We start from the raw sequence: 25,159 nt of genomic DNA, 5'->3' as shown, positions 1-25,159 counted from the left end.
GCGACTCGCGAGGCGCGTGCCGCATGCGAGCGGGTAAAGTGGCTCGACCTCCTGAACCCGACAATGAGCGAGAGTCGAGGTCCTCTCCAGCCGGACCGTCCCGACGTCGATCGCCCCTTCGAGGTCGACGCCCCCTTCGACCCGGCGGGCGACCAGCCCGAGGCGATCGAGCAACTGGCCGACGGGTTCCGATCGGGGATGGACAAACAGACCCTGCTCGGGGTAACCGGCTCCGGGAAGACCAACACGGTCTCGTGGCTGATCGAGGAGATCCAGAAGCCGACGCTGGTGATCGCCCACAACAAGACGCTGGCGGCCCAGTTGTACGAGGAGTTCCGGAACCTCTTCCCCGAGAACGCCGTCGAGTACTTCGTCTCCTACTACGACTACTACCAGCCCGAGGCCTACGTCGAGCAGACCGACACCTACATCGACAAGGACGCCTCGATCAACGACGAGATCGATCGGCTTCGCCACTCCGCGACCCGCTCCCTGCTGACTCGCGAGGACGTGATCGTCGTCGCCTCCGTGTCCGCGATCTACGGCCTCGGTGACCCGCGCAACTACGTCGACATGTCCTTGCGCCTCGAGGTCGGCGAGGAGATCGGCCGCGACGACCTGCTCGCCCAGCTCGTGGACCTGAACTACGAGCGCAACGACGTCGACTTCACGCAGGGCACGTTCCGGGTCCGGGGCGACACGATCGAGATCTATCCGATGTACGGCCGGTACGCGGTTCGCGTGGAACTGTGGGGCGACGAGATCGATCGGATGGTCAAGGTCGACCCGCTCGAGGGGAAGACCCAGGGCGAGCAACAGGCGGTCCTCGTCCACCCCGCGGAGCACTACTCCATCCCGGAGCCGAAACTCGAGCAGGCGATGGACGAGATCCGGGACGACCTCGACTCGCGCATCTCGTACTTCGAACGCACGGGCGACATGATCGCCGCCCAGCGTATCGAGGAGCGAACCACCTTCGACCTCGAGATGATGCAGGAGACGGGCTACTGTTCGGGGATCGAGAACTACTCCGTCTACCTCTCCGATCGTGAGTCGGGCGAAGCGCCCTACACCCTGCTCGACTACTTCCCGGAGGACTTCCTCGCCGTGGTCGACGAGTCCCACCAGACGATCCCCCAGATCCGGGGCCAGTACGCCGGCGACAAGTCCCGCAAGGACTCGCTGGTCGAGAACGGGTTCCGGCTGCCGACCGCCTACGACAACCGGCCGCTCACCTTCGAGGAGTTCGAGGAGAAGACCGACCAGACCCTCTACGTCAGCGCCACGCCGGGCGATTACGAACACGAGGAGAGCGAGCAGATCGTCGAACAGATCGTCCGTCCGACCCACCTCGTCGACCCGAAGGTCGAGGTCTCGCCCGCCAGCGGCCAGGTCGACGACCTCATGGATCGTATCGACGCACGCATCGATCGCGACGAGCGCACTCTCGTCACCACCCTCACGAAGCGGATGGCCGAAGACCTGACCGAGTATCTGGAGGAGTCGGGCGTCGACGTCGCGTACATGCACGACGAGACCGACACCCTGGAGCGCCACGAGATCATCCGCTCGCTCCGTCTGGGCGAGATCGACGTTCTCGTCGGGATCAACCTCCTGCGGGAGGGGCTGGACATCCCCGAGGTCTCTCTCGTCGCGATCTTAGACGCCGACCAGGAGGGGTTCCTGCGGAGCGAGACGACGCTCGTCCAGACGATGGGGCGGGCCGCTCGCAACGTCAACGGCGAGGTCGTCCTCTACGCCGACGAGCCCTCGAACGCCATGGAGTCGGCGATCGAGGAAACCCAGCGCCGCCGCGAGATCCAGCAGGAGTACAACGAGGAACACGGCCTCGAACCCACGACGATCGAGAAAGAGGTCGGCGAGACGAACCTGCCCGGGTCGAAGACCGACACGAGCGAGGTCTCCGGCCGGGAACTCGCGGACGAGGACGAGGCCGCCCGCTACATCGACGAACTCGAGGGGCGAATGCAGGAGGCCGCGAGCAACCTCGAATTCGAGCTGGCGGCCGACATCCGCGATCGGATCCGGGAAGTCCGCGAGGAGTTCGACTTCGACGACGGCGAGGACGAGGGGATCGCGCCGCCGACCGAGGAGTTCTGACTCGCGACCGGGCGTCACGCGGTGGCTCATCGACCGCGGTCAGGGAGTCGACGCGGTCGATACCTCGCGGCCGATATCCGATCGGTCCACGTGCCCCGATCCGTTCACCGGCGTTGATAGGTACGTTTTTGAGATCGTGCTGACATCATCGGCTATGGATCGCTCGCGGCGAACAGTCCTGTGCGCAGGTGGCGTGGTGATATCGGCCGTCGGAGCGGGTTGTTTGAGCGCGCTCGGTGGAGACGACGATCCGGACGGGACCGGCGAGGGTGATGCCGCCGATGACGGACCCGCCGACGACGAGGACGACGATGGGGCCGCCGACTCGACGTCCCTCGGCTGGCCGTCGTTCCAGGGTTCGCCCGGGAACACCGGGGTCGCCGGGCCGGTGGACGCACCGACGACGGAGCCGACCGAGCGCTGGGACGCGTCGCTTCCCGGTGCGGTCACCGACCAGGTCGCGATCGTCGACGGGACGGTCTACGCGTGTTCTGATGCGGGGACGGTCCACGCGATCGACGTCGCGTCGGGCGACGAGCAGTGGTCGACGACGGTCGACGAGGACGGCGGGCAGTCGCAGTGTCCGTGCGTCGTTGGCGATCGACTCGTCCTCGGGACCGAATCGGGGTCGCTGGTCGCACTCGATCGCGAGGACGGGACGGAACGGTGGACGACCGCACTCCCGGGTCCGGTGTCGGGGCCGACTGCCGCCGGGGGAACCGTCTACGTCGGCACGCGCGAGGACCCGGTCTGCCGCGCCGTCGACGCGTCGTCGGGCGACGTGCGGTGGACGTTCGACCCCGATCCCGCGGTCGACGTCGTGGACTACCCGGCCGTGACCGACGACCTCGTCTACGTGGGTGCTGAGGATACGTCGGTGCTCGACGGGCGGCTCTACGCGCTCGATCGGGCGACCGGGACCGAGCGGTGGAGCCACGAGGGGGCGCGAATGCAGCCACCGACCGTCGCCGGCGAGCACGTCGCGGCCCCGTCGTTACAGGTCACGATCTACGATCACGCCGGCGGCGAGCGCGGCGGGTTCGGCTTCGCCGGCCACGTCCTCTCCTCGCCGGCGGCCACGGCGGACGCGTACTTCGTGGGCTCGACCGGTGGGCGGCTCGCGGCGATGCGGCGTCGCGAGAGCGGCACCCACTGGAACGTCGACGTCGGGCGACGACCCGTTTCCGCACCCGCGATCACCGACGACGCCGTCTACGTCACGAGCGGCGGCCCGGTGCTGCAGGCGATCGATCGCGATCGCGGCGACGAACGGTGGTCGCGCTCGCTCGACGGCGAGTTCGCGTCGGGTCCCGCGGTCGCCGGGGACGTGGTCGTCGTCGGGACGGACACCGGTCGACTCGTGGCGTTCGAATAGCCCGATCGGCCGTCACTCCTCGTGGTCGTCCCGCAGGTGTTCGATCGCGTGCAGTTCCACTACGGGGACGACCTTCGCGACGAGCGCGAAGAACAGCGTCACCATGGCGATCGTCCCGACGAGCGACATGATCTCGATGAGGCTCGGGAAGTACTCGCCGGGCGTCGCCTCGTAGATGTCGAACGTCGGATGGAGAAAGCCCTCGACGACGAAGAGGATCTTCTCCATGACCGTCGCGGTAAGCACCAGGATCCCGGCGGCGACGGCTCGTTTCTTCGTAAAGAGGGTCGGTCGGAGCGTCTGTGCGAAGATGTACGCGAGCACCGTAAAGACCAGCAACATCGAGGTCTGGTAGATTGGGTTCCCGAGCCGAGCTTCCGCCGCGTGGCCCACGTCGACCGGCGGCTTGAACAGCCCGGTGACGTTCTGCTGAAGCTGGAGCCAGAGGAACAGCAGGCAGAAAAAGCCGAGCCACAGCAACAGGCCGCGGAAGATGTCGTCGGTGATGATGTGGTCCCAGTCGTAGCTCCAGCGGAAGCCGTACGAGAGGAGAATCACGCCGCTGATCGCCGAGGTCAGCGCGATCGTGAGGAACTGCGGTCCCTGCACGCCGCCGTACCACGTCGGATACGTCGGGAGCACCGCGAACAGCCACGGAATGACGCCACCGTGGAGCAAGAGCGGGGCCATGATGATGATCGCCAGCGCGAGCCACCAGACCATCCGCTGGACGATCTCGTCTTCTTTCTCGGTGTAGCCCAGCGTCAGTCCCCTGTAGATCGGTCCCAGCCGGTCCGGCAGGTCTCCGCGCAGGCGCGTGACGTCGTAGCGGACGGTCAGCGCCAGATACGTCGCGGTCAGAACGAAGTAGGCAGTGATGACGGTAACGTCCCACACCAGCGGCGAGCCGTGCACCGTAATGTGGTAGTGGCCCAGGACGCTGGTGACCATCCGATCGGGTCGGCCCAGGTGGATGATGATGTAAAAGCCCGCGGCCGAGAGCCCGCCCAGCGTCAGCAGTTCGGCGAGGCGGGCGACCGGCATGTACCGGTCCATCCCGAGGAGCCGAACGGCGGCCGAGAGGATGATCCCGCCGTGAGCGATGCCGACCCACCAGATGAACGCGCCGATGTACAGCCCCCAGGTCACGCCACCCCCGGTGCCCCAGTCCGAGAGGTCGGTGACCACGAGCCCTCGCGCGAGCTGGTACCCCCACCCGATCAGGAAGAGCCCGAACAGCAGTCCGGCGACGGCGACCAGCGCGTAATACTTCGTCGACGTGTGCCTGATCGGACGGAGAATGTCCGCCTCACTCGGCGATTTCGTGGCCATGATGGGAGTTCTTCACTAACAGATGCGTGCGAACCACTTGCTTCCGTCCGGTGAATTTGCAAGTTCCTTCATGTACCCCTCGCGAACCAGGTTTTTCGGCCCGCTCGCTCCCCGCGTTCCGGTTCGGGCGTGGCCTCGCTCTCGGGGCTCGCGCCACGTTTCGTTCGACGCGAAACCGGTTCGTCGAATCCGAATACGATTCTTTGTCTAGCGGCGAGTACGGCGTGCTGTATGCTGGCAATGAGCATACTCGACGAGGCGACCACCGACGGCGGCGAGGAACCCGACGGAACGAGCCCGTTGCGGCGGACGGTACTGGGTGCGATCGGAGCGCTGGCGGGAGCGGCGGCCCTCTCGAACCCCGGCGCCGCTCGCCAGGAGGACGGCCGGGTCGAGACGCGGGGCTGTAGCGACGCGGCACTGACGCCGGACGACTGGTCGGACGGCGCGGTCACGGTCGAGGCGTGCCCGACGGGCGGCGGACAGGTACTGGTCAGCGTCACGGGACGCGTCTCGCCCGATCGGTACGTCGCGAGCACGGCGGGGCTTCCCTCGACCGAGACGATCGCCGTGCCCCCGGGCGGCCGGCAGACGCTGTGGTTCACGGGACGGCTCACCCGGCTGGCCTGCTCGAACGGCGACCTCAATATCGGGATCGCACACCGGGGGTGAGTGCGGCCCCGGTCCGCACGACAGTTCTCGCCGCACGCTGGCCCCGCGCCAGCGATCGTTCCCGGGGAGCCGCCTACAGCTCCAGCGTGTAGACCACTTCCCGGCGCTGTTTGCCGCCCATTTCGACCTCTCCCTCGCCAGTCTGCTCGAAACCCTGTTTCTCGTAGAACCGCTGTCCGCCCTCGTTCGAGGCGAGGTCGATCGCCCGCATCCGCTCCATGTTGAAGTCCTGCAGGTCCTCCCGGAGCCGTTCGTGTAACTCCGTCCCGATGCCTTCCTCCTGGTGGTCCGGGTGAACGGCCATCCGGAGGACGTCGCCCTCGTCGCCCTGGACGACGCCGTGGGTGAAGCCTACGATCTCCCCGTCTCCGCCGGACTCCGCCCGGCTACTCGCGGAGCGATGCTCCGCGCTCTCCGCGACGAGGAACGCGGTCCCGGCCTGTTCCAGCGCCTGCTCGAGGGCCTCGTCGCCGTACCAGTCGTCGATCGTCTCGTCGATCGTCTCCGCGTCGAGTTCGTCGTAGGTGTCGTGCCAGGTGGCTCGCGCGACCTCGCGGATCGCCTCGCGATCGGCCATCGAGGCTGGTCGGAGTTCCATACCCGTCGCTACGGTATCGAATACCAAAGTGGTTCCACCATACTCGGTAGGGACGGCGCGACAGCCCACCGCCATCGACGCCCAGGGCTAGCGTTCGAGCGTGTAGACCGCTTCGGGGTAGAACTCGCCGTCGATCTCGACCTCGTCCTCGCCGGTCTTTTCGAAGCCGAGCCCCTCGTAGAACGCTCTGCTGACGTCGTTGAACGAGAAGTCGAACGATCGGACGCGATCGACGTCGTCCCCCTCGATCGCCGCGAGCAACCGCTCGTGGAGGGCGGACCCGACGCCCTCGCCCTGGTGGTCCGGATGGACGTACATCCGGAGGATATCGGCCTGCTCACCCTGGACGACGGCGTGGGTGAAGCCGACGACGTCGCCGTCGGACTGTGTCCGGCTACTCGCCGAGCCGTCGGCCTCGGTCTCGGCCACGAGCACGACCGTCCCGGGTGCCTCGAGCGGCATCGAGTCGTCGGTGTACCAGTTCTCGACGGTGTACTCGATCGTCTCGGCGTCGAGTTCGTCGTAGGTGTCGTGCCACGTCTCGCGTGCGACCGCTCTGATCGCCTCGAAGTCCTCCGGGGTCGCCGATCGGATCTTCATATCCGGTCATTGATAGTGCGAGTACAAAGTCGTTCGTCAACCGCGAATTCTTCGCGAGCAGTTGATTTCGGGTCGTTCGTCGGGCCGAATCCGTCGAATCCCGATCGGTCACTCGCGGACGTCGAATCCCCGATCGCGAAGCAGGTCCGGCACCCGATCGCGATGGTCGCCCTGGAGTTCGATCCGGTCCTCGTCGACCGTGCCGCCGGTTCCCATCGAGGACTTCAGGTCCGAGGCGATCGATTTGATCTCGTCCGTCGGGAGATCGAACCCCTCGACGATCGTCACCGGCTTGTCGTACCGGCGGCTCTCCGTCCGGATCGAGAGGACCTGCTGGGACGTCTCGAGGTCGCCCTGTGTGTCGAGTTCGTCGAGCAGGTCGTCGAGTTCGTCGTCGCCGTTTGCCATGGTGTGGCATAGAGTGGTGTCGAGTATATCACTGTCCTTGCGCTCGCAACGGCCGTCTCCCCGATCGCGTCGTGTCTCTCCGGCCACGACGCGATCGCTCCGGTCGGTTCACAGTCGAGACCCGATCGTTGCGCTCGTTACAGCCTCGATTGGATCGTCTCGGCCGTTTTCTCGCCGATGCCCTCGACGCTCCGGAGGTCCTCGATCGAGGCTTCGCGGACGTTCTCGACGCTGCCGAACCGGCCGAGCAACTGCTTGCGCGTCTCGGGGCCGACGCCCGGCACGTCGTCGAGGACGGTCGTCACCTCGTCGCGGATCGTCTGGTGGTACTGGACCGCGAAGCGGTGGGCCTCGTCGCGCACCCGCTGGAGGAGGTGGAGGTGCGGCGCATCCGACGGCCACGAGTACTCCCGATCCGGCGCGATCACGCGCTCTTCGGCCTTCGCCAGCGCGATCGCGGGGACGTCCCATCCCGCTTCAGCGAGCGCGTCGCGGGCGGCCCCGAGTTGGCCCTCGCCGCCGTCGATCACCAGCAGGTCGGGGTCGGGTCGATCGTCGCGGCCCTCGACCGCGCGAGCGGCGCGCCACGCGACGAGCGCTCGCATGTTGTCGTAGTCGTCGTTCCGATCGGGGAGCTTCTTCCGGCGATAGTCCGCTTTCTCGGCGCTCCCCTCGACGAACGTGACGTTGCTCCCGACCGCCGACTTGCCCTGAGCGTGGCTCACGTCGAACCCCTCGATCCGCCGGGCGGCGTCGATCCCGATCGCGTCCGCGAGCATCCCACACTCGTCGCGTCCGCCGACGTTGCGGCGGGCGTTCTTGAGCGCGAGTTCGACCAGTTTCGCCTCGCGGCCCGCGCCCGGAACCCGGACGGCGACGCCCTCGGCGTCGAGCCACGCCGCGACCTCGTCGTCCCCGTGGCGCTCGGGGAGGAGCAACGCGTCGGGCAGGTCGCGCTCGGCGTAGTACTGAACGATAAAGGCCGCGAGCACGGCGGGGACGCCCTCGCCGCCCTCGTCGGCATGTCCTGCTGGGAATCCGGCGGCCCCCGGCGCGTCCATCGTGTGGCGATCGCGATCGACCAGTTTGCCGTTCTCGGCGCGCAGACGGGCGACGGTCGCGTCCTCGCCCTCGATCGCGACCCCGAGCACGTCGACGGCCCGCTCGTCGCCGACAGACTGGACCGCCTCGCCGCCAGCGCCGTGGAACGCCTCGACGGTCTCCAGTCGATCGCGCAGGTTCGCCGCGCGCTCGAAGTTCCGGTCCTCGGCGGCGGCCTCCATCTCCCGGCGGAGCGGATCGGCGAGGATCCCGGTTTCGCCCTCGAAGAACCGCTCGACCGCGGTGACGTCTTCGCCGTAACTCTCGAGGTCGATCTCGCGGGTACAGGGCGCGGTACAGAGCCCCATCTCGTAGTCGAGGCAGGGCCGATCGCGTCCCGCGTACTTGTGGTCCGAGCAGCCACGGACGCCGTACGTTTCGCGCAAGGCCTTCACGACGGTCTCGACCTGCCCCTTGTTCGTGTACGGGCCGAAGACGGTCGCCGACTCCGCCGGGTCGCGGGTGATCTCGATCCGCGGGGCCTCGTGGTCGGTCAACTGCACCATCGGATACGACTTGTCGTCCTTCAGCCGGACGTTGTACCGGGGCTGGTGGCGCTTGATGAGGTTCGCCTCGAGCAACAGCGCCTGCGTCTCCGTGTCGGTTACGGCGATCTCGATCCCGTCGGCGCGATCGACCATCCGGCGGATACGCGCGCTTCGCGGATCGGCGTAGGACCCGATGCGGTTCCGGAGGTCGACGGCTTTCCCGACGTACAGCGTGGTCTCGCCCTCCTGGAACTGGTAGACGCCGGGCTCACGCGGTACCGATCGCGCCCGTTCGCGAACCCCGTCTGCGTTCATCGGCGGCCCTACGAAGCGAGCGGCTTTCAGCCTGACGTCACCGGGTCGCCCCGTCCCTGCGGTCGATCCCACCGTCCCGATCGGGGTCGGGTGTCCCGCCACCCTCGTTCGGCCCGTCCACGGGACCGCTCTCGGTCGACTCCGGCCCGATCGCGGCCTCGAGCGCCGGAACCGCGCCCGCCTCGAGATCGGCGTCCGTGACCGGCAGGTCGAGGTCGTCGTCGCCGGCGATCCGGAGCACCAGTCGGCGCGATCGCGAGTGGCCGTATCGCAGGCCAAAGAGCAGGCTGAGTGCGAGCAGGAGGAGGCCGCCGCCGAACAGTGCGAGTTCGACGCCCGTCAACACCGTCTCGGCGACCTGGAACGCGGTCTCGACGACGCCCGAGACCGGGCCGTCGCCGTCGACGTCGCCGACGATCCTGCCCGGATCGACGACCGTGGACGTCACGAGCAACCCGATACCGAGGATGCCGGAGGCGAGCGTCCAGCCGGCGGTCCGGCGGCTCCCGTCGTCGTCGACCGTCACGTTCCGGACGTTCGGTCGATCGACGACCCGGAAGTCCGCCCCGTCGCGTCCGGGGGTGAACGCGAGGACGCGGTGGGTCGTGACGACGACGATCGCCGACTCGAGTTCGATCCGCTCGCGCTCGCGCTCGCCGTCGAGGAGCAACTGATCGACGTGGTCCGTCCACTCCATCGTCTCGCCCTCGCTCGCCGATCCTCAAAGTTTGGCGGTGCTTTCTCGGGGTGGCGGAGCCGACACGGTACATTCTCGGTCCTCGATCCGCAAGGCCCGGGTATGAGTGACTCGACGGTACGGTGCTGGCTCGTCGAACGCGAGTTCGGCGACCGCGACTTCGTGACGATCGTCTACGCGACGCCGGATGGGTCGCGCTACCAGCAACGCCAGCGGTCCTCGACGTCGCTCCGGACCGGACCGACGGTCACGGCGGCGACCGAGATTCCCGAAGCCGACCTCGAACCCGTTCCGGACGCGGAGACCCGCGAACGGTACGCGTCGGAGGTCGAACGGACAGCAGAGCGGTACGATCCGGACGATCCGATCTGAAAACTGAACACTAATTCCCCCATAACCACTAATTCCCCCATAATTCTGGGGTATATCATTGGCTGCAAGTGACAAACCTTATCGGCAAACGGTGTGTCAACACAGACAGCTATGCCCGCAATCACAGTCGACAACCTGACCAAATCTTACGGTCAGACCCTCGCCCTCGACGACCTCTCGTTCGACGTCGAGGAGGGCGAGGTGTTCGGCTTCCTCGGTCCCAACGGGGCTGGCAAGTCGACGACGATCAACGTCCTGCTGGATTTCGTCCGTCCGACCGCCGGGCAGGTCCAGGTCCTCGGCCTCGACGCGCAGGCACACAGCCGCGAGATCCGCTCGAGGACCGGCGTCCTCCCCGAAGGCTACCAGGCCTACAATCGGCTCACCGGCCGCCAGCACCTCGAGTTCGCGATCGAGTCGAAAGGCGTCGACGACGACCCCGAAGCCCTCCTCGAACGGGTCGACCTGGCCGACGCGATCGACAAGAAAGCCGGCGGCTACTCGAAAGGGATGTCCCAGCGGCTCATGCTGGCGATGGCGCTCGTCGGCGAACCCGACCTGCTGATCCTGGACGAGCCCTCCACCGGACTCGACCCCAACGGGGCCCGCGAGATGCGCGAGATCGTCCGCGAGGAGAACGAGCGCGGCGCGACCGTCTTCTTCTCGAGTCACATCATGGAGCAGGTCGAGGCGGTCTGTGACCGCGTCGGCATTCTCCGCGAGGGCGAGATGGTCGCCGTCGACTCCGTCGAAGGACTTCGCGACTCCGTCAGCGGCGGGGAAGCGCTGCGGGTCACCGTCGATCGGATCGACGACGACGCGCTACACGCGGTGCGCTCGCTCCCGGACGTGAGCGACGCCGCCGTCGAGAGCGAGAATCCGCCGACGATCGCCGTCCAGGTCGACGGATCGAAGACCGCCGTCCTCTCGACGCTCGAAGACCACGGGATCGAGGTCGAGGACTTCTCGACGACCGAAGCGTCGCTCGACGACGTCTTCCAGTCCTACACCACGGGGGTGCAAGCATGAGCACGGAGACCGCCGGCGGGTCGCGAGCGACCACGACGCCGTCGAGTTCGATCGACCCCGACAGCATCCGCGCGATCGCGAAGAAGGACTTCCAGGACGCGGTTCGATCGTGGCTGTTCATGGGTCTGAGCATGTTCTTCTTCATGATCCTGGTGATTCCCACGGCGATCCTGTGGTACACCGGGGCCGACCTCGCCCAGGCTGGGGCGACGACGGAGGGACTCATCAGCCTTACCCACAGCGTCACGCGCCTCGTCATCCCCCTGATCGCGCTTGTCCTGGGCTGGAAGGCGATCGCGGGCGAACGCGAGTCCGGGAGCATCAAGGTCTTGCTCTCCCTGCCCCACTCCCGGAAGGACGTGTTGCTCGGCAAACTCATCGGCAGAGCGGGCGTGCTGTCCGTTTCGCTCGTCACCGGCTTCCTCCTGGCGGCGGCCATCGTCGCCGTCCTGTTCGGCGGGTTCGACGTCGTCGACTACGTCGGCTTGCTCCTGGTCTCGATCCTCTACGGCGTCGCCTACACCAGCATCGCCGTCGCCATCTCGTCGTTCGCCCGCTCGACGACCGTCGCCGGCGCGTTCGCGTTCGGCGTCTTCGTCCTCTTCTACATCGTCTGGGAGACCGTACTCGGCGTGGCCAACCTGCTGGTCCGACTCGATTACCTCCCCGGAACCGAGTACACGACCACCGGTCTCGGCGGCGAGACGGTCGAGTTGACCCGGCCACACGACGTGTTCTTCCTGTTCAACAGCTTCGATCCCGGCGTCGCCTACCGGAACGTCCTGACGCTTGCCACCTCGGTCGCCGAGCGAAACCCCGACGCCATCCGATCGGTCGAGGAGGCGTTCGGCGGTAACGTCCCCTTCTACATGCAGGACTGGTTCTCGCTCGTCGTCCTGCTGTTCTGGATCGTCGTTCCGATCGCGGTCGCGCTCTACCGGTTCGACAAGGTCGACCTCTGAACTCCGCCGATCCGGTTTTTCGTCGGTTCGGTCCGTTCTTCGGGTGGATGGCGATCCGATCACACGCGCGCCCGCCCGGCCAGTTCGACGAGACGTTTAGGTACCGGTCCGTGGTACTGGCGCTGTGACCGACTGCATCTTCTACGGCGGGAAAGGCGGCGTCGGGAAAACGACCTGCGCGGCGGCGACCGGACTCCGACTCGCCGACGAGGGTCGGGATACCCTCGTCGTCTCGACCGATCCGGCCCACTCCCTGGCAGACTCGTTCGGGACCGCGATCGGGCCGGAGCCGACGGCGATCGACGGTGTTAGCGGCGAAACCGACGCCGATCGCGGAGCCGGCGAATCGGGGAGCCTGTGGGCCGTCGAGATCGACCCCGAGACCCGTACGGAGCGATACGAAACGCTGGCGCGAGCGCTCGCAGCCGATCTGCGCAGTGCGGGCATCAGGCTCGACGAGGCAGAGGTCGAACGGATCTTCGCCGCGGGTGCGCCCGCAGGGAGCGACGAACTCGCGGCCCTCGACTTGCTCGTGGAGTACGTCGACTCGGGCGCATGGGACGTCGTCGTCTTCGACACCGCGCCGACGGGCCACACGCTCCGGCTGTTCGACACCCCCGAGGTGATGGGGCTTGCGCTCGAGACGACCCGATCGCTCCGCGGGCAGGTTCGCCGGATCGGCACGGCGGCCCGCAGCGCCGTCCTCGGCCCGATGTCCGTGATGACCGGCCCCGATCGCGACGAGGACGACCTCGTCCGATTCCAGGACCGCCTCGAGCGCGCCCGCGAAATCCTCCGCGATCCCGAGCGCACCGCGTTTCGCGTCGTCACCCATCCCGAACGGATGGCGATCGCCGAGACGGAGCGACTCGTCGACCGGCTCCGCGAGGCCGAGATCCCGATCGATCGCCTCGTCGTCAACCGGGTCTTCGAGGACCCGACGGAGGGCTGTTCGCGCTGTCGGTCCCGGCGGGAGCGTCACGAGCGCCGCGTCGGCGAGATCCGGGCGACCGTCCCCGATCTCGCGGTCACGATCGTGCCCGAACTCGCGGACGAGGTGCAGGGTCGCGAGGCGCTCGCGGCGATCGCCGATCGGCTCCCCCCATGATCGCCTCCCGGAGCAGTCTTCCGACTCCCGGTCACCGGGACCGGTTCCGCGTGCGATTGGACAGCGTGCCAGCGGACTCGCTGCTGTCGGTTTCGATCCGCTCTCCGTGTTGCTCGCTACGGAGCCGCCTGTCCCTGCTATCCCGGCGTTTTGATTCTCTCTCTCTCTTACAGAACTCATACATTGTTTATTATCTTGCCCCGCCTGGCCGCATCTAGAACTCGAATCCCGGGTTTTCTGGTATATGGGTGCTCCTATAGCTAATTATCGATCTACGTGGGCCCCGTCGCTCTCCGCGGGACCGGTTCCGTTTCTATCGTCTTTCGTGTATGGGGAAATAGTGGACAAACCCTGGATTTGAGCCGATGTACGGCCGCAGAGGGGAAAGAAACGAACCCATATGGGGACTCGTACTGGAAATCGGACAGATATTCTTCCAACTACATATTATAGTCAATACAAACAACATATTTGTTCATAGCGGAAAATATCGCTTTGTATACTATTGTGGGCGGCACGGACTACGCCGCTGGTCTCTGCACTGTCTCACGAGCGACTCGACGGGAGCAGGTTCGCCGACGCGTCTCGATCGACTTTCCCGACGTCGTTGCGCGGGAGTTCGTCGACGAACTGTACTTCGCGCGGGTGTTTGTACGGTGCCAGGTTTTCGAGACAGTAGGTCTTGATCTCGTCGGCACTCGGGGGATCGCCGTTGTCCGTGACGAGCGCGATCGGTTTCGCCCCCTTTCGGTCGTCCTCCCGGCCGACGACGACGGCGCTGTCGACGCCGTCGAGCGACTCGATCACCCCCTCGATTTCCTGTGGATACACGTTGTGGCCGCCACAGAGGATCGTGTAATCCATGCGATCGACGATGTACAGGTAGTCGTCGGCGTCGATCCGGGCCCAGTCGCCGGTATGGAACCAGCCGTCGTCGTCGAACGCGGCGGCAGTCTTCTCGGGTTCGTCGAAGTACTCCTCCATCATCGGGCGTCCGCGGATGAGGAGTTCGCCCGGTTCGCCCGGCGGCTGGTCGTCCCCGGAGTCGGGATCGACGACCCTGACCTCGACGAGCCTGTCCGTGGTTCGGCCGACGCTGGGCAGTCGCCGTTCGTCGTTCCGTCGCTCCCAGATGCCGGCGATGAAGCTCTCGGTCATCCCGTATCCGTTCAGTACGGGGCAATCGAGCAACGCTTCCGAGCGACGAATGAGTTCCGCCGTCGTTCCCGCGCCGCCGATGACCGCCGTGTGCATCGACCCGGTATCGATCCCGTCGTCGACGTTCAGCCAGTCCTGGTACATGGTCGGGACGCCCGAGAAGACGTTCACGTCGTACTCGTCGATCGCACGGAGGGTTCGTTCGGGGTCCCACTCGGAGACGAGGACCAGCTCGCCACCGTACTTCAAGGTCGTTCCGAGAACGCTCATCCCGGTACAGTGATACATCGGCATCGCGGCGAGGAAGCCGTCCCCCGGGGTCACCTCGTAGGAGATCGCACACGCGTCCGAGACCGCGATGAAATTGTCGTGGGTGTGAACCACGCCTTTCGGCTGCCCCGTCGTTCCCGACGTGTACAGCAGGAACGCGCGTTTGGAATCGAGCGTCTTCGGGATCCGATACTCGTCGGCGGCTGTGGCCATTGCGTCCCAGAACCCCGTCCGATCGGAGTTCCGATCGCCGACGTCGAACCAGTCGGTTCCGACCGGGAGTTCGTCGGCCGCGTGTTCGTACGCGCTCGCGGTGCCGAGAACGACCTCGGGTGTGGACTGTCCGAGAATGTGACCGAGTTCGTGTCGCTTGTAGTCGGGATTGATCGGGACAACGATCGCCCGTCTGGCGAGCGTCGCGAGCGTTCCGACGACGAACTCGTACCGGTTGTGGAGCATGAGTCCGACCCGGGACCCGTCCTCGACACCGTGGTCCGCGAGTACGTTGGCGGCCGTCCGAACGTCGTCCAGCAGTTCACCGTACGTCCAGGACTCCGATCCGGAACGGACGGCTACCGCCGACGGGTGCCCCTGGGAACGGAGGCACACGTAGCTAACGAAATTCATCGTCTTTTCCTGTGTCTGGTGTCGTATACATTATAAGCGTTGATACATATGTTGATCTCGTGAGGTGAATCGCGCGTCCGGTAGGTGCTGGCGTGTCCGATTTCCGTCCCTTCCGGGGGCGACCCGAACGGGATCGACGATCCAGCGGAACGCTGTCGCTACCGACGACGATTCGACTCATCGGTTCGATAGGGCTCACTCGAACGTCGCGTCGGCGATGACCTCGCGCAGCATCTCGTTCGTTCCCTCGTAGATCTGTGGGATCTTCGAGAACCGGAAGAACGTCTCGACCCGGTACTCGTCGAAACAGCCGTACCCGCCGTGTAACTGTACGGCTTCGCTGGCCACGTCCTCGAGTATCGTCGTCGCCATGAGCTTCGCCATCGCGGCGCGCTCGGTGTCGAATTCCCCGTCGTTCTCGAATTCCCTGGCGGTATCGTAGATGAACGATCGGGCGCCCTCGATCCGCGTCCGAAGGTCGGCGACGCGGTGCCGGACGGACTGGTTCGAGGCGATCGGTTCGCCGAACTGGCGCCGCTCGGAGACGTAGTCGGTGAGCAGGTCGAGCGCACCGCGGGCCGCGCCGATCGACGCGGCGGCCACGTTCAGTCGGCCCTCGTCGAGGAACGCCATCGCCTGGTAGAATCCCTCTCCCTCGGGCCCGAGACGGGCGTCGGCGGGTACCCGGACGTCGTTCATGAAGAGCTGCCCGAGATCGGTCGTCGCCGGACCGAGGAAGCCGTCCATCGGCGTCGCCTCGAAGCCGTCCGCGTCCGCCTCGACGACGAACGTCGAAATGCCGCGGTGGGCCTTTTCGGGGTCGCTCGTCCTGGCGTAGACGACGACGAAATCCGCGACGCTGCCGTTCGAGATGAACACCTTGTTGCCGTTGAGGACGTACTCGTCGCCGTCCCGTTCGGCGGTCGCCTGGATGTGTGCGAAGTCGGACCCCGCCTCCGGTTCCGTCATGCCGACGGCGCTGATCTTCTCGCCGCGGGTCGCGGGAACGACGTACTCCTCGATCTGTTCGTCGGTTCCGTACTCGAGTATCGACTCACAGCCGAACGTGACCGCCGTCACCGTCTCCGCGATACCGGGATCGGCCCGGTGGAGCTCCTCGTTGACGAGCAGTTCGGTGACCAGATCCATCTCCGCACCGCCGTGTTCTTCGGCGAACCCGGGCGCGAGCAGATCCATCTCGGCCGCCTCGTCGATGATGTCCCACGGGAACGTTCCGTCGCGTTCGTACTCGACGGCGACCGGTTCGATCTCTTGCTCGGCGAAGTCGCGGACTCGTCTCTGGATAAACCGCTGGTTGTCAGTCAACCGCATACACACCTATTCCGAGTACGTTCAATTATAATTGCCGGTCGGTTTCGGTCCGATCGCCACCGCCGTCCCAGCCGTCGCCGAGAACGAGGGTCCCGGGAGGTGCGGTTCCACAAACTATAATTGAACCTGCCGCAACCCCATGCGTATGGGTCGAGTTAGCAATGCGGATCAGCGGCAGTACCGACAGCCCCGTTCACCGATCGCTCGCGTCAACGGAGGTGCCCGGGCGTGAGGGTCGGAATCAACATCAGCGATCTCGAATACGATCGGATGCGATCGTACGCAGAGGCCGCCGAGGAACACGGGCTCGACTCCGTCTGGATCGGCGAGACGTGGGGCTGGGAGGCGTTCACGATCCTCGGTGAACTCGCACAGTTGACCGACGAGGTGACGCTCGGGACCGGGATCGTTCCCGTCTACACCCGATCGCCGGCGCTCCTCGGTCAGGCGGCCGCGACGGTCGCGGAGGCGACGGACGATCGGTTCGTCATGGGACTCGGCACGAGCGGTCCAGCCGTCATCGAGAACTGGCACGGCGCCGACTTCGATCGGCCAATCGGGCGCACAGCCGAGACGATCAGCGTGATCGAGAACGTGCTCTCGGGAGAGACCGTTTCCCACGACGGGGACGACTTCCAGCTCGACGGGTTCCGGTTCCGTGCGGACAGGGCGACCGGGGACGTCCCGATCTATGTCGGCGCGATCGGTCCGTCGAACGTGCGCATGAGCGGGGCCGTCGCGGACGGCTGGATGCCGATCTTCGTCCCCCGGCCGCGAATCGCGGCGCTCTACGAGGAGTTCGTCGACAGCGCAGCGTCGCGCGATCGCGACCCCGACGATCTCACGGTGTCCGTGAACACGGTCGCCGCGATCAGCGAGGACGGGCAGGCCGCCCGCGATGCGGTCAGACATCACATCGCGTTCTACGTCGGGGCGATGGGCGAGTTCTACCACCGGACGCTGTCGGACGCCGGCTTCGAGGAGAACGCGGATGCCATCCGGGACGCCTGGCACAGCGACGGTCCCGGGGCGGCCGCCGAAACGGTCAGCGACGACGTCATCGCGGAAACGGCGATCGCCGGCACGCCAGACGAGGCCCACGACCAGCTCCAGGCGTTCGCCGACTCGCCCGCCGACGAGATCGTTCTCTTCTTCCCGCGATCGGCCGACGGCGACCTGATGGCCTCGACGATCGAACACCTCGGCGCGTACTGACAGCCCAGCACCCGTTCGTCGCCGCGCTCTCGATCGTCGGCTTCCGTTCGCCACTCCGACTGCCAGTTCACCGGCGACGATCGTTCAGTCGTGGATCGCCACGTCGACCACGACCGGGCCGTCGTCGTCGACCGCGTCCGCGAGCGTGGATTCGAGTTCGGATCGATCGCTCACGCCCAGCCCGCGGGCGCCGTGGCTCTCGGCGTTCGCCACGAGGTCGACGCCAGGCTCGAAGTCCATCCCGACGTACTCGTGGTCCTCGTCGGTGCCGCCGTAGATGGTCAGCATACCGTCCTTGAGAATCCGGTAGTTCCGGTTGTCCGGGACGACGACCGTGAGATCGAGGTCGTACCGGGCGGCACTGTACATCGCCTGCGGGTAGTAGAGATACGAGCCGTCGCCGACGAAGCCCACGACCGGCCGGTCGTCGTCGCGCTGTGACATCGCGACGGCGGCCCCGACGGTCGCCGGCAGCCCGTAGCCGAGCCCACCGTTTTTGTTCGAGATGAACTGCTCGGGTCCGAGCGACCACCGGGTGATCAGCGGGTACTTGCTCGTGTTGCTCTCGTTGACGACGTACCCCTCGGGGACGACCTCGCACAATGCGTCCGCGAGCGCAGCCTTGGAGATGCTCCCGTCCGACCGGTCGTCGCGTTCGGCGAACAGCCACTCGCGCGCCGCCTCGCACCGGGCGGGAATCGCCTTCTGCCGGCGCTCGCGTTCCGCCGCCGGGACGTCGACGATCGACGCGAGTTCGGTCATCACGTCGCCGGGATCGCCCAGAACGGCCACGTCCGCGGGATGGTTCTTGCCGACCTCCCAGGCGTCGGCGTTGACGTGAATGCAGGTCGCGTCGCCCGGCACGTACTCCTCGTCGTAGGGGATGTAGGGGGTGTTCGTCGAACAGCCGACGAACACCAGCGTGTCCGTATCGAACACGTCGCGAGCCATGTCCGCGCCGGGCGAGACGAACGACACCCACTGGTCGTGCTCGGGCGGGTAGTTGATCTCGCAGGTGAGCATCTCGCTGTAGACGGCCGCGCCGGTCGCCTCGGCGAGGGCGGTCGCCGCCTCGATCGAGTCGATCCCCGATCGGGCGACGTGGTCGCCCAGGACGAGTACCGGCTCGTCGGCCGTTTCGAGCGCCCGTGCGGCCGCCTCGAGCTGGTCGGGATCCCCGCGCCCGGCGGTCGGGATCGAACCCAGGCGCTCGGGCGAGCCGTCCGTTTCGGCCATCATCACGTCCATCGGGAGGCCGAGAAACACGGGGCCGGTCGGCGGCGTGAGCGCGACACGGAACGCCCGTCGGAGCATCGTCGGCAGCGCCGAGACGTCCTGCACCTCGGCGCTCCACTTCGTGTACTCGTCGGCCATGTCCGCGAGGTCGCCCGAGAGGATCGGTTCCTCGTGCTGGAAGTCCGTACTGTGTGCGCCCGCGGTCACGACGAGCGGCGCGCCGGACCACGCGGCGTTCTGAACGTTTCCGAGGCCGTGGGCGAGTCCCGGGGCGACGTGGAGGTTGACGACCCCGACGGGCATCACGTCCTCGTGGTGGGCGTGATAGCGGCGCGTGCTCGCGTAGCCGGCGGCCATCCCGACCGCGACGTCCTCGTGAAGCCCGAGGACGTACTCGAGGTCGGCGTCGCCGATCGATCGCATGAGCGGCAACTCGGTCGTTCCGGGGTTTCCGAACACGTGCGTCACGCCGTACTCGGTCAGTGCGTCGACGAAGAGGTCGCTTCCTGTGTAGCTATCGTCTGTCATATGCGGTGAGTGGTGAAACGGTACGGATGGGTGTGTGTTAATGGTTCGCGTCTCTACGGATCGGCGTACGCCGCGGTCGTCGCGTCGATCGCGTCGGCGACGACGTCCATCCCGGCGCTGGCCTGTTCGTCCGTCAGTACGAGCGGCGGCAGCAGGCGGAGGACGCTCCCCTCGACGCCGCCGGTCCAGACGATCACCCCGCGATCGAGGCAGTACCGCTGGACGTCCGCGACGAACGACGGGAACGGGTCGCCGTCGGCGTCGACGAACTCGGCACCCACGAGGAGCCCCCGCCCGCGAACCTCGCCCAGGAACGGGCTCCCAGCCCCCGCCTCGCGAAGTCGGTCCTGGAGGTAGTCCCCGAGGACGGTCGCCCGATCGAGGAGGTCGTACTCGCGGATGTACTCCATCGCGCGCGTCCCCGCGACCATCGCCGGGACGTGACCCCGGAACGTCCCCGCGTGGGCGCTCGGCCCCCACGTGTCGAGGGAGTCGTCGTAGATCGTCGCCGAGAGAGGGAGGCCGATCCCACCGACTGCCTTGCCGACGGTCACCGCGTCGGGCGTCACGCCGTGCCGGTCGCAGCCGAACCACTCGCCGGTCCGGCCCATACCGGTCTGGATCTCGTCGACGACGAGCAGGAGGTCGTTCTCGCGGGCGATCGCTTCGAGTCCCGAGAGGAAGCCGTCCGGCGGCGTGACGACGCCGCCCGACCCCTGCACCGGTTCGACCCAGATCCCCGCCGGATCCGGAATGCCGCTTCGGCTCCCCTCGACGACCGATCGTACTTCCGACAGCGCGTTCTCGACAGCGTCCTCCGGGGACGTCCCCTGCCGGAACGGGTACGGGTACGGGAGGTGGACGACGTCGGGGAGCATCGGCGCGTAGTCGCTCTTGTAGTCCGACCACGCCGAGAGGCTGAGCGAGCCGGCTGTTCCGCCGTGGTAGCCGCCGCGAAATCCCACGAGCGCGTCGTTTCCGGTATTGTACTTGGCGAGTTTGATCGAGGCTTCGATCGCGTTCGTTCCCGTCGGCCCGCCGAAGGCGATCCGGCAGTTTCCGGAGAGGTCTCCCGGAGCGATCGCATCGAGCGCTTCCATGAACTCGATGCGGGCTTCGGTCGGGAAGTCGATCGTGTGCGCGAGCGACGCGACCTGTTCCTGGACGCTGTCCACGACGTAGGGGTTCGCGTGGCCCACGTTCGCGACGCCGATTCCACCGAAGAAATCGAGGAAGACGTTCCCGTCGACGTCCTCGATCGTCGCGCCCTTCGCCCGCTCGAACGCGATCGGGAGGGACTTCGGGTACGTGACGGTGTTCGCCTCGAGGTCCGCCTGCCGGGCGAGCAGGTCCCGCGATCGCTGTCCCGGCGGCCCGTCGGTGAGTACCGGCCGCTGTGAGAGGTGTATCTCCTCGGGTGGTGGGCTAGCTGCCATATCCCACAGTCCGAGCGGTCCGTGTTATAGATTGTGAAGCAAGTCTGACATACCGTCGGGCGCCGTCACCGGAGCGCCGCTGGATTGACGACGCCGTCGACGGTCTCGCTTCGCCAGGCCGCGATCGCGTTCAGGGTCCCGCGCCGCCGAACCCGATCGAGCGCTCCGTCGGAGTACCAGGCGGCGTGGGGCGTGACGACGACGTCGTCTCGATCGAGCAGCGGGTTGGTCTCGCGCGGCGGTTCGCTGGCCAGTACGTCGAGGCCCGCACCGTACAGCGGGCCGGTTTCCAGGGCGTCGATCAGCCCCTCCTCGTCGACGATCCGGCCGCGGGAGGTGTTGATGAGGATTGCGTCCTCCCGCATCCGGGCGAAGACCTCGGCGTCGAACAGTCCCTCCGTTTCGTCGGTCAGCGGTGCGTTGAGCGAGAGCACGTCCGAGCGAGCGAGCAGGTCGTCGAACGAAACCGGAGTGGCTCCTCCGTCCCGTATCTCCTCGTCCGAGAGGTACGGATCGTGGGCGATCACGTCGAACCCGAGCGCGTCCGCACGGCGGACCGCCGCGCGTGCCTTTCGCCCGAACGCGAAACAGCCGAACGTCGAATCGGCGGCGGTCCGGACCGGCGTCGCGTCGCGCCAGTCCCACGCTCCCTCGCGGGTCGCGGCCGTGTACGCCGGGAGCCCTCGAAGGATCGCGAGCGCGAGCGTAACGATGTGCTCGCCGACCTCCTCGTCGCAGTACGTCGGGACGTTCGTTACGGCGACGCCGCGCTCGGTCGCCGCCTCGACGTCGATTCCGTCGACGCCGGTCGCGTAGCGACCGATCACGGAGCAGTCGGTCGCGTTCATTGCCTCGGCCGGAACCGTCGCGTAGTGGGTCAGGAGGACGTCGGCCTCCTCGACCCGGGTCGAAATCGCCGGCCCGGAACAGTCGATCGTCTCGAACGAGACCGCGTCGAGTTCGGACTCGAACAACTCGCGTTCGACCGACAGGTCCGCGAACCCGTCCGGATCGAGGTGGACGACTCGCACCGTGCGCTGGGGAGACATACCACGTCTGTGGAAGTGGCGCGTAAAATACGTGTCGAATGGCGTGACGATCGATCGCCGGCGGCGATCACGGCGCTCAGAGCTGTTTCGAGAGCCGTTCGAACCCGAGCGCGAGGCTCGCGGGGATCAGCAGGACGATGACGGCGGCGATCATCAGGGTGGAGACGACGCTGATCAGCGGGTTCAGCACCTGTCGGAGGGTGACCCACGCGAGCACCGGGATCGTCTGGGTGGCATAGCCCGAGAGGAACAGCGCCATGATGAACTCCTGGAAGCTGATGACGAACGCGACGAGCGCCGACGCCACGATGCCGTGTTTCACGCCCGGCAGAATCACCTCGGCGAACGTCCGGGTCGGGCCCGCTCCGAGGTCCATCGCCGCGTCCTTGAGTTCCCAGTCGAACCGCGAGAACACCGCCTGCATGATGAAAAACACGAGCGGCGTTGCCCACAGCGAGTGGGCGAGGATGATCCCCGCGTACGACTGTTGCAGGTCGAATCGGCTGAGGAACATCAGCAAGGCGACCGCGATCACGACTGCCGGGATCAACAGGGGCAGGAGGACGATCGGCACGACGTAGTCGGCCCACCGGCTGTTCGTCCCCTGGATCGCGAACGCCGCGGTCGTTCCCAGGAACAGCGAGAAGATCATCGTGCCGACGCCGATGATGAGGCTGTTCTCGATCGCCCGGAGCCACTCCGTGTCGGACGCGAACTCGCCGTACCAGCGCATCGAGAGCTCGTCCGGTGGGAACGCGATGTAACCGGCGTTCGAGAACGACGTGCTGACGACGATCGCCAGCGGAGCCAGCATCACTGCGAACATGGCCGCGTAAATGGCCCTGAACGTCCAGATTTCGGCGACTTCTCTGTTACGCATAGTCGACGTCACCTCCCCAGCGGTCGAGGACCGCAAACAGCAAGACGACGCTCGCGAGGACGAGCGCGAGAATGATCAGCGCGAGCGCGCTCGCGGCGGGCCAGTTGAACTGGGTGAGCATCAGGTGGTCGACGTGCATCGCGAACGTGGTTTCGCCCGCCGAACCGAGCAACGACGGCGCGGCGTAGGCACCGACTGCCCACGCGAACGTGATGACCGTCGCGACGACGATGCCCGGCACCATCTGCGGGATCACGACCTCGAGGACCGATCGGGGACGGCTGGCCCCGAGGTCACGGGCGGCCTCGACGATCTCCCAGTCCATCGCCGAGAGGACGCTGAAAATCGCCAGCACGGCGTAGGGAAACGCGATGTAGGTCTGCCCGACGACGACGCCGAAAGTGTTGTTCATCAGCGTCGCCGGGTCCGAGACGATCGACGTCGCCAGCAGGAAATCGTTGATCGTGCCGTCGGGTGCGAGCAGGACGACCCAGGCGTACAGGCGGACGACCAGCGTAGTCAGCAACGGCAGGACGACGCCGAACAGGAGCGCGGTCCGGACCAGGCCCTGTGACCGCCAGATCGCGTAGGCGTAGACGATGGCCGCCGCGACGGTCACGACCGTCGTGACGACCGCGAACTTGAACGTAAAGAGCATCAGCTCGTGGACGTAGCCGGAAGTCAGGATCTCGACGTACGACGAGAGGGTCCAGGTCCCCTCGGTGTAGGCGCCGCTCTCGCTTTGCTCGTAGAGGCTGATCCGCAGCAGGTACAACACCGGGACGACGAAAAACACCAGCTCGAAGGCGAGCAACGGCAGCAACAGGAGCATCGAACTGTTGTTCGACCGTCTGATTCTCGCTTCGAGCCGACCAAGCAGCCTCCGATCGGCCGTGCTCATGCCGCCCCTCCGTCGGTCGGGCCGCCGCGGCGTGCGATTCCAGCCGGCGAACGGCAACTGTTTGCCATGTGCTTTCGTACCATTGACGATAGCGATTCTTCGAACCTGTATAAAGCTTGTGAGATCTGTATCATTCGTCTCATTTCGTGGTGTTTCGATCCGGTTCACGATGGTCCCGGGCGGCGATGCTCAGCCCAGCCACCGATCGAGGAACGACCGGTAGACGCGAGCCGCGTCGTGCAGTTCCGAGATCGGGACTGATTCCTCGACCGTGTGCGCGTCGGTGATGCTTCCGGGGCCGAACAGGACGGTCGGGATCGACCCGTCGATCGCGAGCACCGGAAGGTCGGTCCAGGCGTCGAACCCGCCGACGGCCCCTCGATCGGTGATCTCGGTCGCGGCCCGCCGGAGTACCCTAACCGGTTTCGTTTCGGGGTCGACCTCCGCCGGCCGCCCGCTCGCGATGCGTTCGAACGTGACGTCGAGCCCGCGCGCGGATGCGACCGCAGACAGAAAGTCCGACAACACCGAATCGGGATCGCCCGTCCCGTTCTCGCCCGGGAGGAGCCGCCAGTCCACCGTGACGACTGCCTCTCCGGGTACGACGTTCGGTGCGCTGCCGCTTTCTACTTCCGTGACCGTCACCGTCTCGGGCGACAGCAGGTCGTGGGCGGTGTTCTCGCGTCGATCCGCGTCGAGATCGTCGATCGCGCCGAGGAGCCGTCCCAGTCCGGTCGCCGCGCTGGTGGCGCGGTCCGGCGTCCCCGCGTGTGCGCGCTCGCCGCGGATTTCGATACGATACCACACGGATCCCTTCTGGGCCGTACAGACGTCGAGTTCCGTTGGCTCGCCGAGGATCGCAACGTCGGCGTCGATCCCCGCGTCGACGAGTGCGTTCGTTCCCGCCCCATCTCGTTCTTCGTCCACGGCGAACGCGAGGACGACCTCGCCAGCCGGATCGTCCGCGGCGTACGCTTCCGCGGCGACGATCTGCGCCGCGATCGCCCCTTTCATATCGGCGGTGCCGCGTCCGATCAGCCGATCGTCGACGATCCGGGGCTCGAACGGGTCTCCGTTCCAGTCGTCGCGCGAGGCCGGAACGACGTCGGTATGGCCCGTCAGGAGCACGGAGCCGCCGTCCGGATCGCCCGCCCGGGCGACGACGTTCGGCCGTCCGGGCTCGACGTCGGTCACGGTCACCTCGTAATCGATCGGCGACGATCGGAACCGCTCCTCGAGAACCGTCGCGACGGGCGCCTCGTTACCCGGGGGATTTTCGCTCGGCTGTCCGACGAGCGCAGCCGCGAGATCGACGACCTCGTCTCTGGAACTCATCTGCTGGTTCGACG

The 25,159-nt window shown here is 66.6% G+C and carries 22 protein-coding genes; 8 read left to right on the top strand and 14 right to left on the bottom strand.

What is annotated here, in order from left to right; all coding sequences use genetic code 11:
- Positions 1–63: 63 nt before the first annotated feature.
- Positions 64–2,121, top strand: coding sequence for an excinuclease ABC subunit UvrB (gene uvrB, locus MUN73_RS01960; protein ID WP_250138769.1), 2,058 nt, complete (start codon positions 64–66; stop codon positions 2,119–2,121).
- Between the two features lie 196 nt (positions 2,122–2,317).
- Complete coding sequence (locus MUN73_RS01955; RefSeq protein ID WP_250138768.1) at positions 2,318–3,496, top strand: outer membrane protein assembly factor BamB family protein; 1,179 nt, start codon at positions 2,318–2,320, stop codon at positions 3,494–3,496.
- 12 nt (positions 3,497–3,508) lie between these two features.
- On the opposite strand, the gene nrfD is transcribed toward MUN73_RS01955, so the two are convergent.
- Positions 3,509–4,828, bottom strand: a complete 1,320-nt coding sequence (nrfD, locus tag MUN73_RS01950) for an NrfD/PsrC family molybdoenzyme membrane anchor subunit (protein WP_250138767.1) — start codon at positions 4,826–4,828, stop codon at positions 3,509–3,511.
- A 240-nt stretch (positions 4,829–5,068) separates the two neighbouring features.
- Here nrfD and MUN73_RS01945 point away from each other — a divergent pair, with 240 nt between their 5' ends.
- Positions 5,069–5,500, top strand: a complete 432-nt coding sequence (locus tag MUN73_RS01945; protein WP_250138766.1) for a hypothetical protein — start codon at positions 5,069–5,071, stop codon at positions 5,498–5,500.
- A 73-nt stretch (positions 5,501–5,573) separates the two neighbouring features.
- On the opposite strand, the gene MUN73_RS01940 is transcribed toward MUN73_RS01945, so the two are convergent.
- The 5 genes from MUN73_RS01940 to MUN73_RS01920 form a co-directional block, all read right to left on the bottom strand.
- Positions 5,574–6,098 (bottom strand): GNAT family N-acetyltransferase, encoded by a 525-nt coding sequence (locus MUN73_RS01940; protein ID WP_250138765.1) that lies wholly within the window; start codon positions 6,096–6,098, stop codon positions 5,574–5,576.
- A gap of 87 nt (positions 6,099–6,185) precedes the next feature.
- The gene (locus MUN73_RS01935) at positions 6,186–6,698 is read right to left on the bottom strand and encodes a GNAT family N-acetyltransferase (RefSeq protein ID WP_250138764.1); all 513 of its coding nucleotides are present in this window, start codon (positions 6,696–6,698) and stop codon (positions 6,186–6,188) included.
- Between the two features lie 108 nt (positions 6,699–6,806).
- Positions 6,807–7,106: an SUI1 family translation initiation factor gene (locus MUN73_RS01930; protein WP_250138763.1), complete on the bottom strand. Its 300-nt coding sequence runs from the start codon at positions 7,104–7,106 to the stop codon at positions 6,807–6,809.
- Positions 7,107–7,243: 137 nt separating this feature from the next.
- Positions 7,244–9,010: an excinuclease ABC subunit C gene (locus MUN73_RS01925; RefSeq protein WP_250138762.1), complete on the bottom strand. Its 1,767-nt coding sequence runs from the start codon at positions 9,008–9,010 to the stop codon at positions 7,244–7,246.
- Positions 9,011–9,047: 37 nt separating this feature from the next.
- Positions 9,048–9,707, bottom strand: coding sequence for a hypothetical protein (locus MUN73_RS01920; protein ID WP_250138761.1), 660 nt, complete (start codon positions 9,705–9,707; stop codon positions 9,048–9,050).
- 102 nt (positions 9,708–9,809) lie between these two features.
- Between MUN73_RS01920 and MUN73_RS01915 the strand changes: the two genes are divergently transcribed.
- The 4 genes from MUN73_RS01915 to MUN73_RS01900 all read left to right on the top strand — a co-directional run bounded on the left by MUN73_RS01915 (position 9,810) and on the right by MUN73_RS01900 (position 13,178).
- A complete protein-coding gene (locus tag MUN73_RS01915) occupies positions 9,810–10,079 on the top strand; it encodes a DUF7967 family protein (RefSeq protein ID WP_250138760.1) in 270 nt (89 codons plus the stop codon).
- Between the two features lie 111 nt (positions 10,080–10,190).
- Positions 10,191–11,108, top strand: coding sequence for an ABC transporter ATP-binding protein (locus tag MUN73_RS01910; protein WP_250138759.1), 918 nt, complete (start codon positions 10,191–10,193; stop codon positions 11,106–11,108).
- Positions 11,105–12,070 carry an ABC transporter permease gene (locus MUN73_RS01905; protein ID WP_250138758.1) on the top strand — a complete coding sequence of 322 codons (966 nt, stop codon included), beginning with the start codon at positions 11,105–11,107 and terminating at the stop codon, positions 12,068–12,070. Before MUN73_RS01910 ends, MUN73_RS01905 begins: the two co-directional genes overlap by 4 nt.
- 124 nt (positions 12,071–12,194) lie before the next feature.
- Positions 12,195–13,178 carry an ArsA family ATPase gene (locus tag MUN73_RS01900; protein ID WP_250138757.1) on the top strand — a complete coding sequence of 328 codons (984 nt, stop codon included), beginning with the start codon at positions 12,195–12,197 and terminating at the stop codon, positions 13,176–13,178.
- A gap of 546 nt (positions 13,179–13,724) precedes the next feature.
- Here the strand turns inward: MUN73_RS01900 and MUN73_RS01895 are convergent.
- Together MUN73_RS01895 and MUN73_RS01890 are read right to left on the bottom strand one after the other, a co-directional pair.
- A complete protein-coding gene (locus MUN73_RS01895; RefSeq protein ID WP_250138756.1) occupies positions 13,725–15,233 on the bottom strand; it encodes a class I adenylate-forming enzyme family protein in 1,509 nt (502 codons plus the stop codon).
- 195 nt (positions 15,234–15,428) lie between these two features.
- Positions 15,429–16,565 (bottom strand): acyl-CoA dehydrogenase family protein, encoded by a 1,137-nt coding sequence (locus MUN73_RS01890; RefSeq protein WP_250138755.1) that lies wholly within the window; start codon positions 16,563–16,565, stop codon positions 15,429–15,431.
- A gap of 228 nt (positions 16,566–16,793) precedes the next feature.
- On the opposite strand from MUN73_RS01890, the gene MUN73_RS01885 reads away from it, so the two are divergent.
- A complete protein-coding gene (locus MUN73_RS01885; protein WP_250138754.1) occupies positions 16,794–17,780 on the top strand; it encodes an LLM class flavin-dependent oxidoreductase in 987 nt (328 codons plus the stop codon).
- 84 nt (positions 17,781–17,864) lie between these two features.
- Here the strand turns inward: MUN73_RS01885 and MUN73_RS01880 are convergent, their stop codons facing one another.
- The 6 genes from MUN73_RS01880 to MUN73_RS01855 all read right to left on the bottom strand — a co-directional run bounded on the left by MUN73_RS01880 (position 17,865) and on the right by MUN73_RS01855 (position 25,145).
- Complete coding sequence (locus MUN73_RS01880; protein WP_250138753.1) at positions 17,865–19,544, bottom strand: thiamine pyrophosphate-binding protein; 1,680 nt, start codon at positions 19,542–19,544, stop codon at positions 17,865–17,867.
- Positions 19,545–19,597: 53 nt separating this feature from the next.
- Positions 19,598–20,980, bottom strand: coding sequence for an aspartate aminotransferase family protein (locus tag MUN73_RS01875; RefSeq protein WP_250138752.1), 1,383 nt, complete (start codon positions 20,978–20,980; stop codon positions 19,598–19,600).
- 65 nt (positions 20,981–21,045) lie between these two features.
- Positions 21,046–22,029, bottom strand: a complete 984-nt coding sequence (locus MUN73_RS01870) for a C-terminal binding protein (protein WP_250138751.1) — start codon at positions 22,027–22,029, stop codon at positions 21,046–21,048.
- A gap of 76 nt (positions 22,030–22,105) precedes the next feature.
- Positions 22,106–22,909 carry an ABC transporter permease gene (locus MUN73_RS01865; protein WP_250138750.1) on the bottom strand — a complete coding sequence of 268 codons (804 nt, stop codon included), beginning with the start codon at positions 22,907–22,909 and terminating at the stop codon, positions 22,106–22,108.
- Complete coding sequence (locus MUN73_RS01860; protein ID WP_250138749.1) at positions 22,902–23,810, bottom strand: ABC transporter permease; 909 nt, start codon at positions 23,808–23,810, stop codon at positions 22,902–22,904. Before MUN73_RS01860 ends, MUN73_RS01865 begins: the two co-directional genes overlap by 8 nt.
- A 189-nt stretch (positions 23,811–23,999) precedes the next feature.
- Positions 24,000–25,145: a M20 family metallopeptidase gene (locus MUN73_RS01855; protein WP_250138748.1), complete on the bottom strand. Its 1,146-nt coding sequence runs from the start codon at positions 25,143–25,145 to the stop codon at positions 24,000–24,002.
- Positions 25,146–25,159 lie beyond the last annotated feature (14 nt).

It is taken from the genome of Halosolutus amylolyticus (assembly GCF_023566055.1).
Lineage (GTDB): Archaea > Halobacteriota > Halobacteria > Halobacteriales > Natrialbaceae > Halosolutus > Halosolutus amylolyticus.
This window is presented reverse-complemented; position numbering and strand designations above follow the sequence as displayed.

Coding starts and splice junctions, on each gene's coding strand:
- MUN73_RS01855 (WP_250138748.1), bottom strand. CDS start 25,145: ATGAGTTCCAGAGACGAGGTCGTCGATCTCGCGGCTGCGCTCGTCGGA.
- MUN73_RS01925 (WP_250138762.1), bottom strand. CDS start 9,010: ATGAACGCAGACGGGGTTCGCGAACGGGCGCGATCGGTACCGCGTGAG.
- nrfD (WP_250138767.1), bottom strand. CDS start 4,828: ATGGCCACGAAATCGCCGAGTGAGGCGGACATTCTCCGTCCGATCAGG.
- MUN73_RS01910 (WP_250138759.1), top strand. CDS start 10,191: ATGCCCGCAATCACAGTCGACAACCTGACCAAATCTTACGGTCAGACC.
- uvrB (WP_250138769.1), top strand. CDS start 64: ATGAGCGAGAGTCGAGGTCCTCTCCAGCCGGACCGTCCCGACGTCGAT.
- MUN73_RS01905 (WP_250138758.1), top strand. CDS start 11,105: ATGAGCACGGAGACCGCCGGCGGGTCGCGAGCGACCACGACGCCGTCG.
- MUN73_RS01940 (WP_250138765.1), bottom strand. CDS start 6,098: ATGGAACTCCGACCAGCCTCGATGGCCGATCGCGAGGCGATCCGCGAG.
- MUN73_RS01865 (WP_250138750.1), bottom strand. CDS start 22,909: ATGCGTAACAGAGAAGTCGCCGAAATCTGGACGTTCAGGGCCATTTAC.
- MUN73_RS01930 (WP_250138763.1), bottom strand. CDS start 7,106: ATGGCAAACGGCGACGACGAACTCGACGACCTGCTCGACGAACTCGAC.
- MUN73_RS01880 (WP_250138753.1), bottom strand. CDS start 19,544: ATGACAGACGATAGCTACACAGGAAGCGACCTCTTCGTCGACGCACTG.
- MUN73_RS01935 (WP_250138764.1), bottom strand. CDS start 6,698: ATGAAGATCCGATCGGCGACCCCGGAGGACTTCGAGGCGATCAGAGCG.
- MUN73_RS01945 (WP_250138766.1), top strand. CDS start 5,069: ATGAGCATACTCGACGAGGCGACCACCGACGGCGGCGAGGAACCCGAC.
- MUN73_RS01860 (WP_250138749.1), bottom strand. CDS start 23,810: ATGAGCACGGCCGATCGGAGGCTGCTTGGTCGGCTCGAAGCGAGAATC.
- MUN73_RS01870 (WP_250138751.1), bottom strand. CDS start 22,029: ATGTCTCCCCAGCGCACGGTGCGAGTCGTCCACCTCGATCCGGACGGG.
- MUN73_RS01920 (WP_250138761.1), bottom strand. CDS start 9,707: ATGGAGTGGACGGACCACGTCGATCAGTTGCTCCTCGACGGCGAGCGC.
- MUN73_RS01915 (WP_250138760.1), top strand. CDS start 9,810: ATGAGTGACTCGACGGTACGGTGCTGGCTCGTCGAACGCGAGTTCGGC.
- MUN73_RS01895 (WP_250138756.1), bottom strand. CDS start 15,233: ATGAATTTCGTTAGCTACGTGTGCCTCCGTTCCCAGGGGCACCCGTCG.
- MUN73_RS01890 (WP_250138755.1), bottom strand. CDS start 16,565: ATGCGGTTGACTGACAACCAGCGGTTTATCCAGAGACGAGTCCGCGAC.
- MUN73_RS01875 (WP_250138752.1), bottom strand. CDS start 20,980: ATGGCAGCTAGCCCACCACCCGAGGAGATACACCTCTCACAGCGGCCG.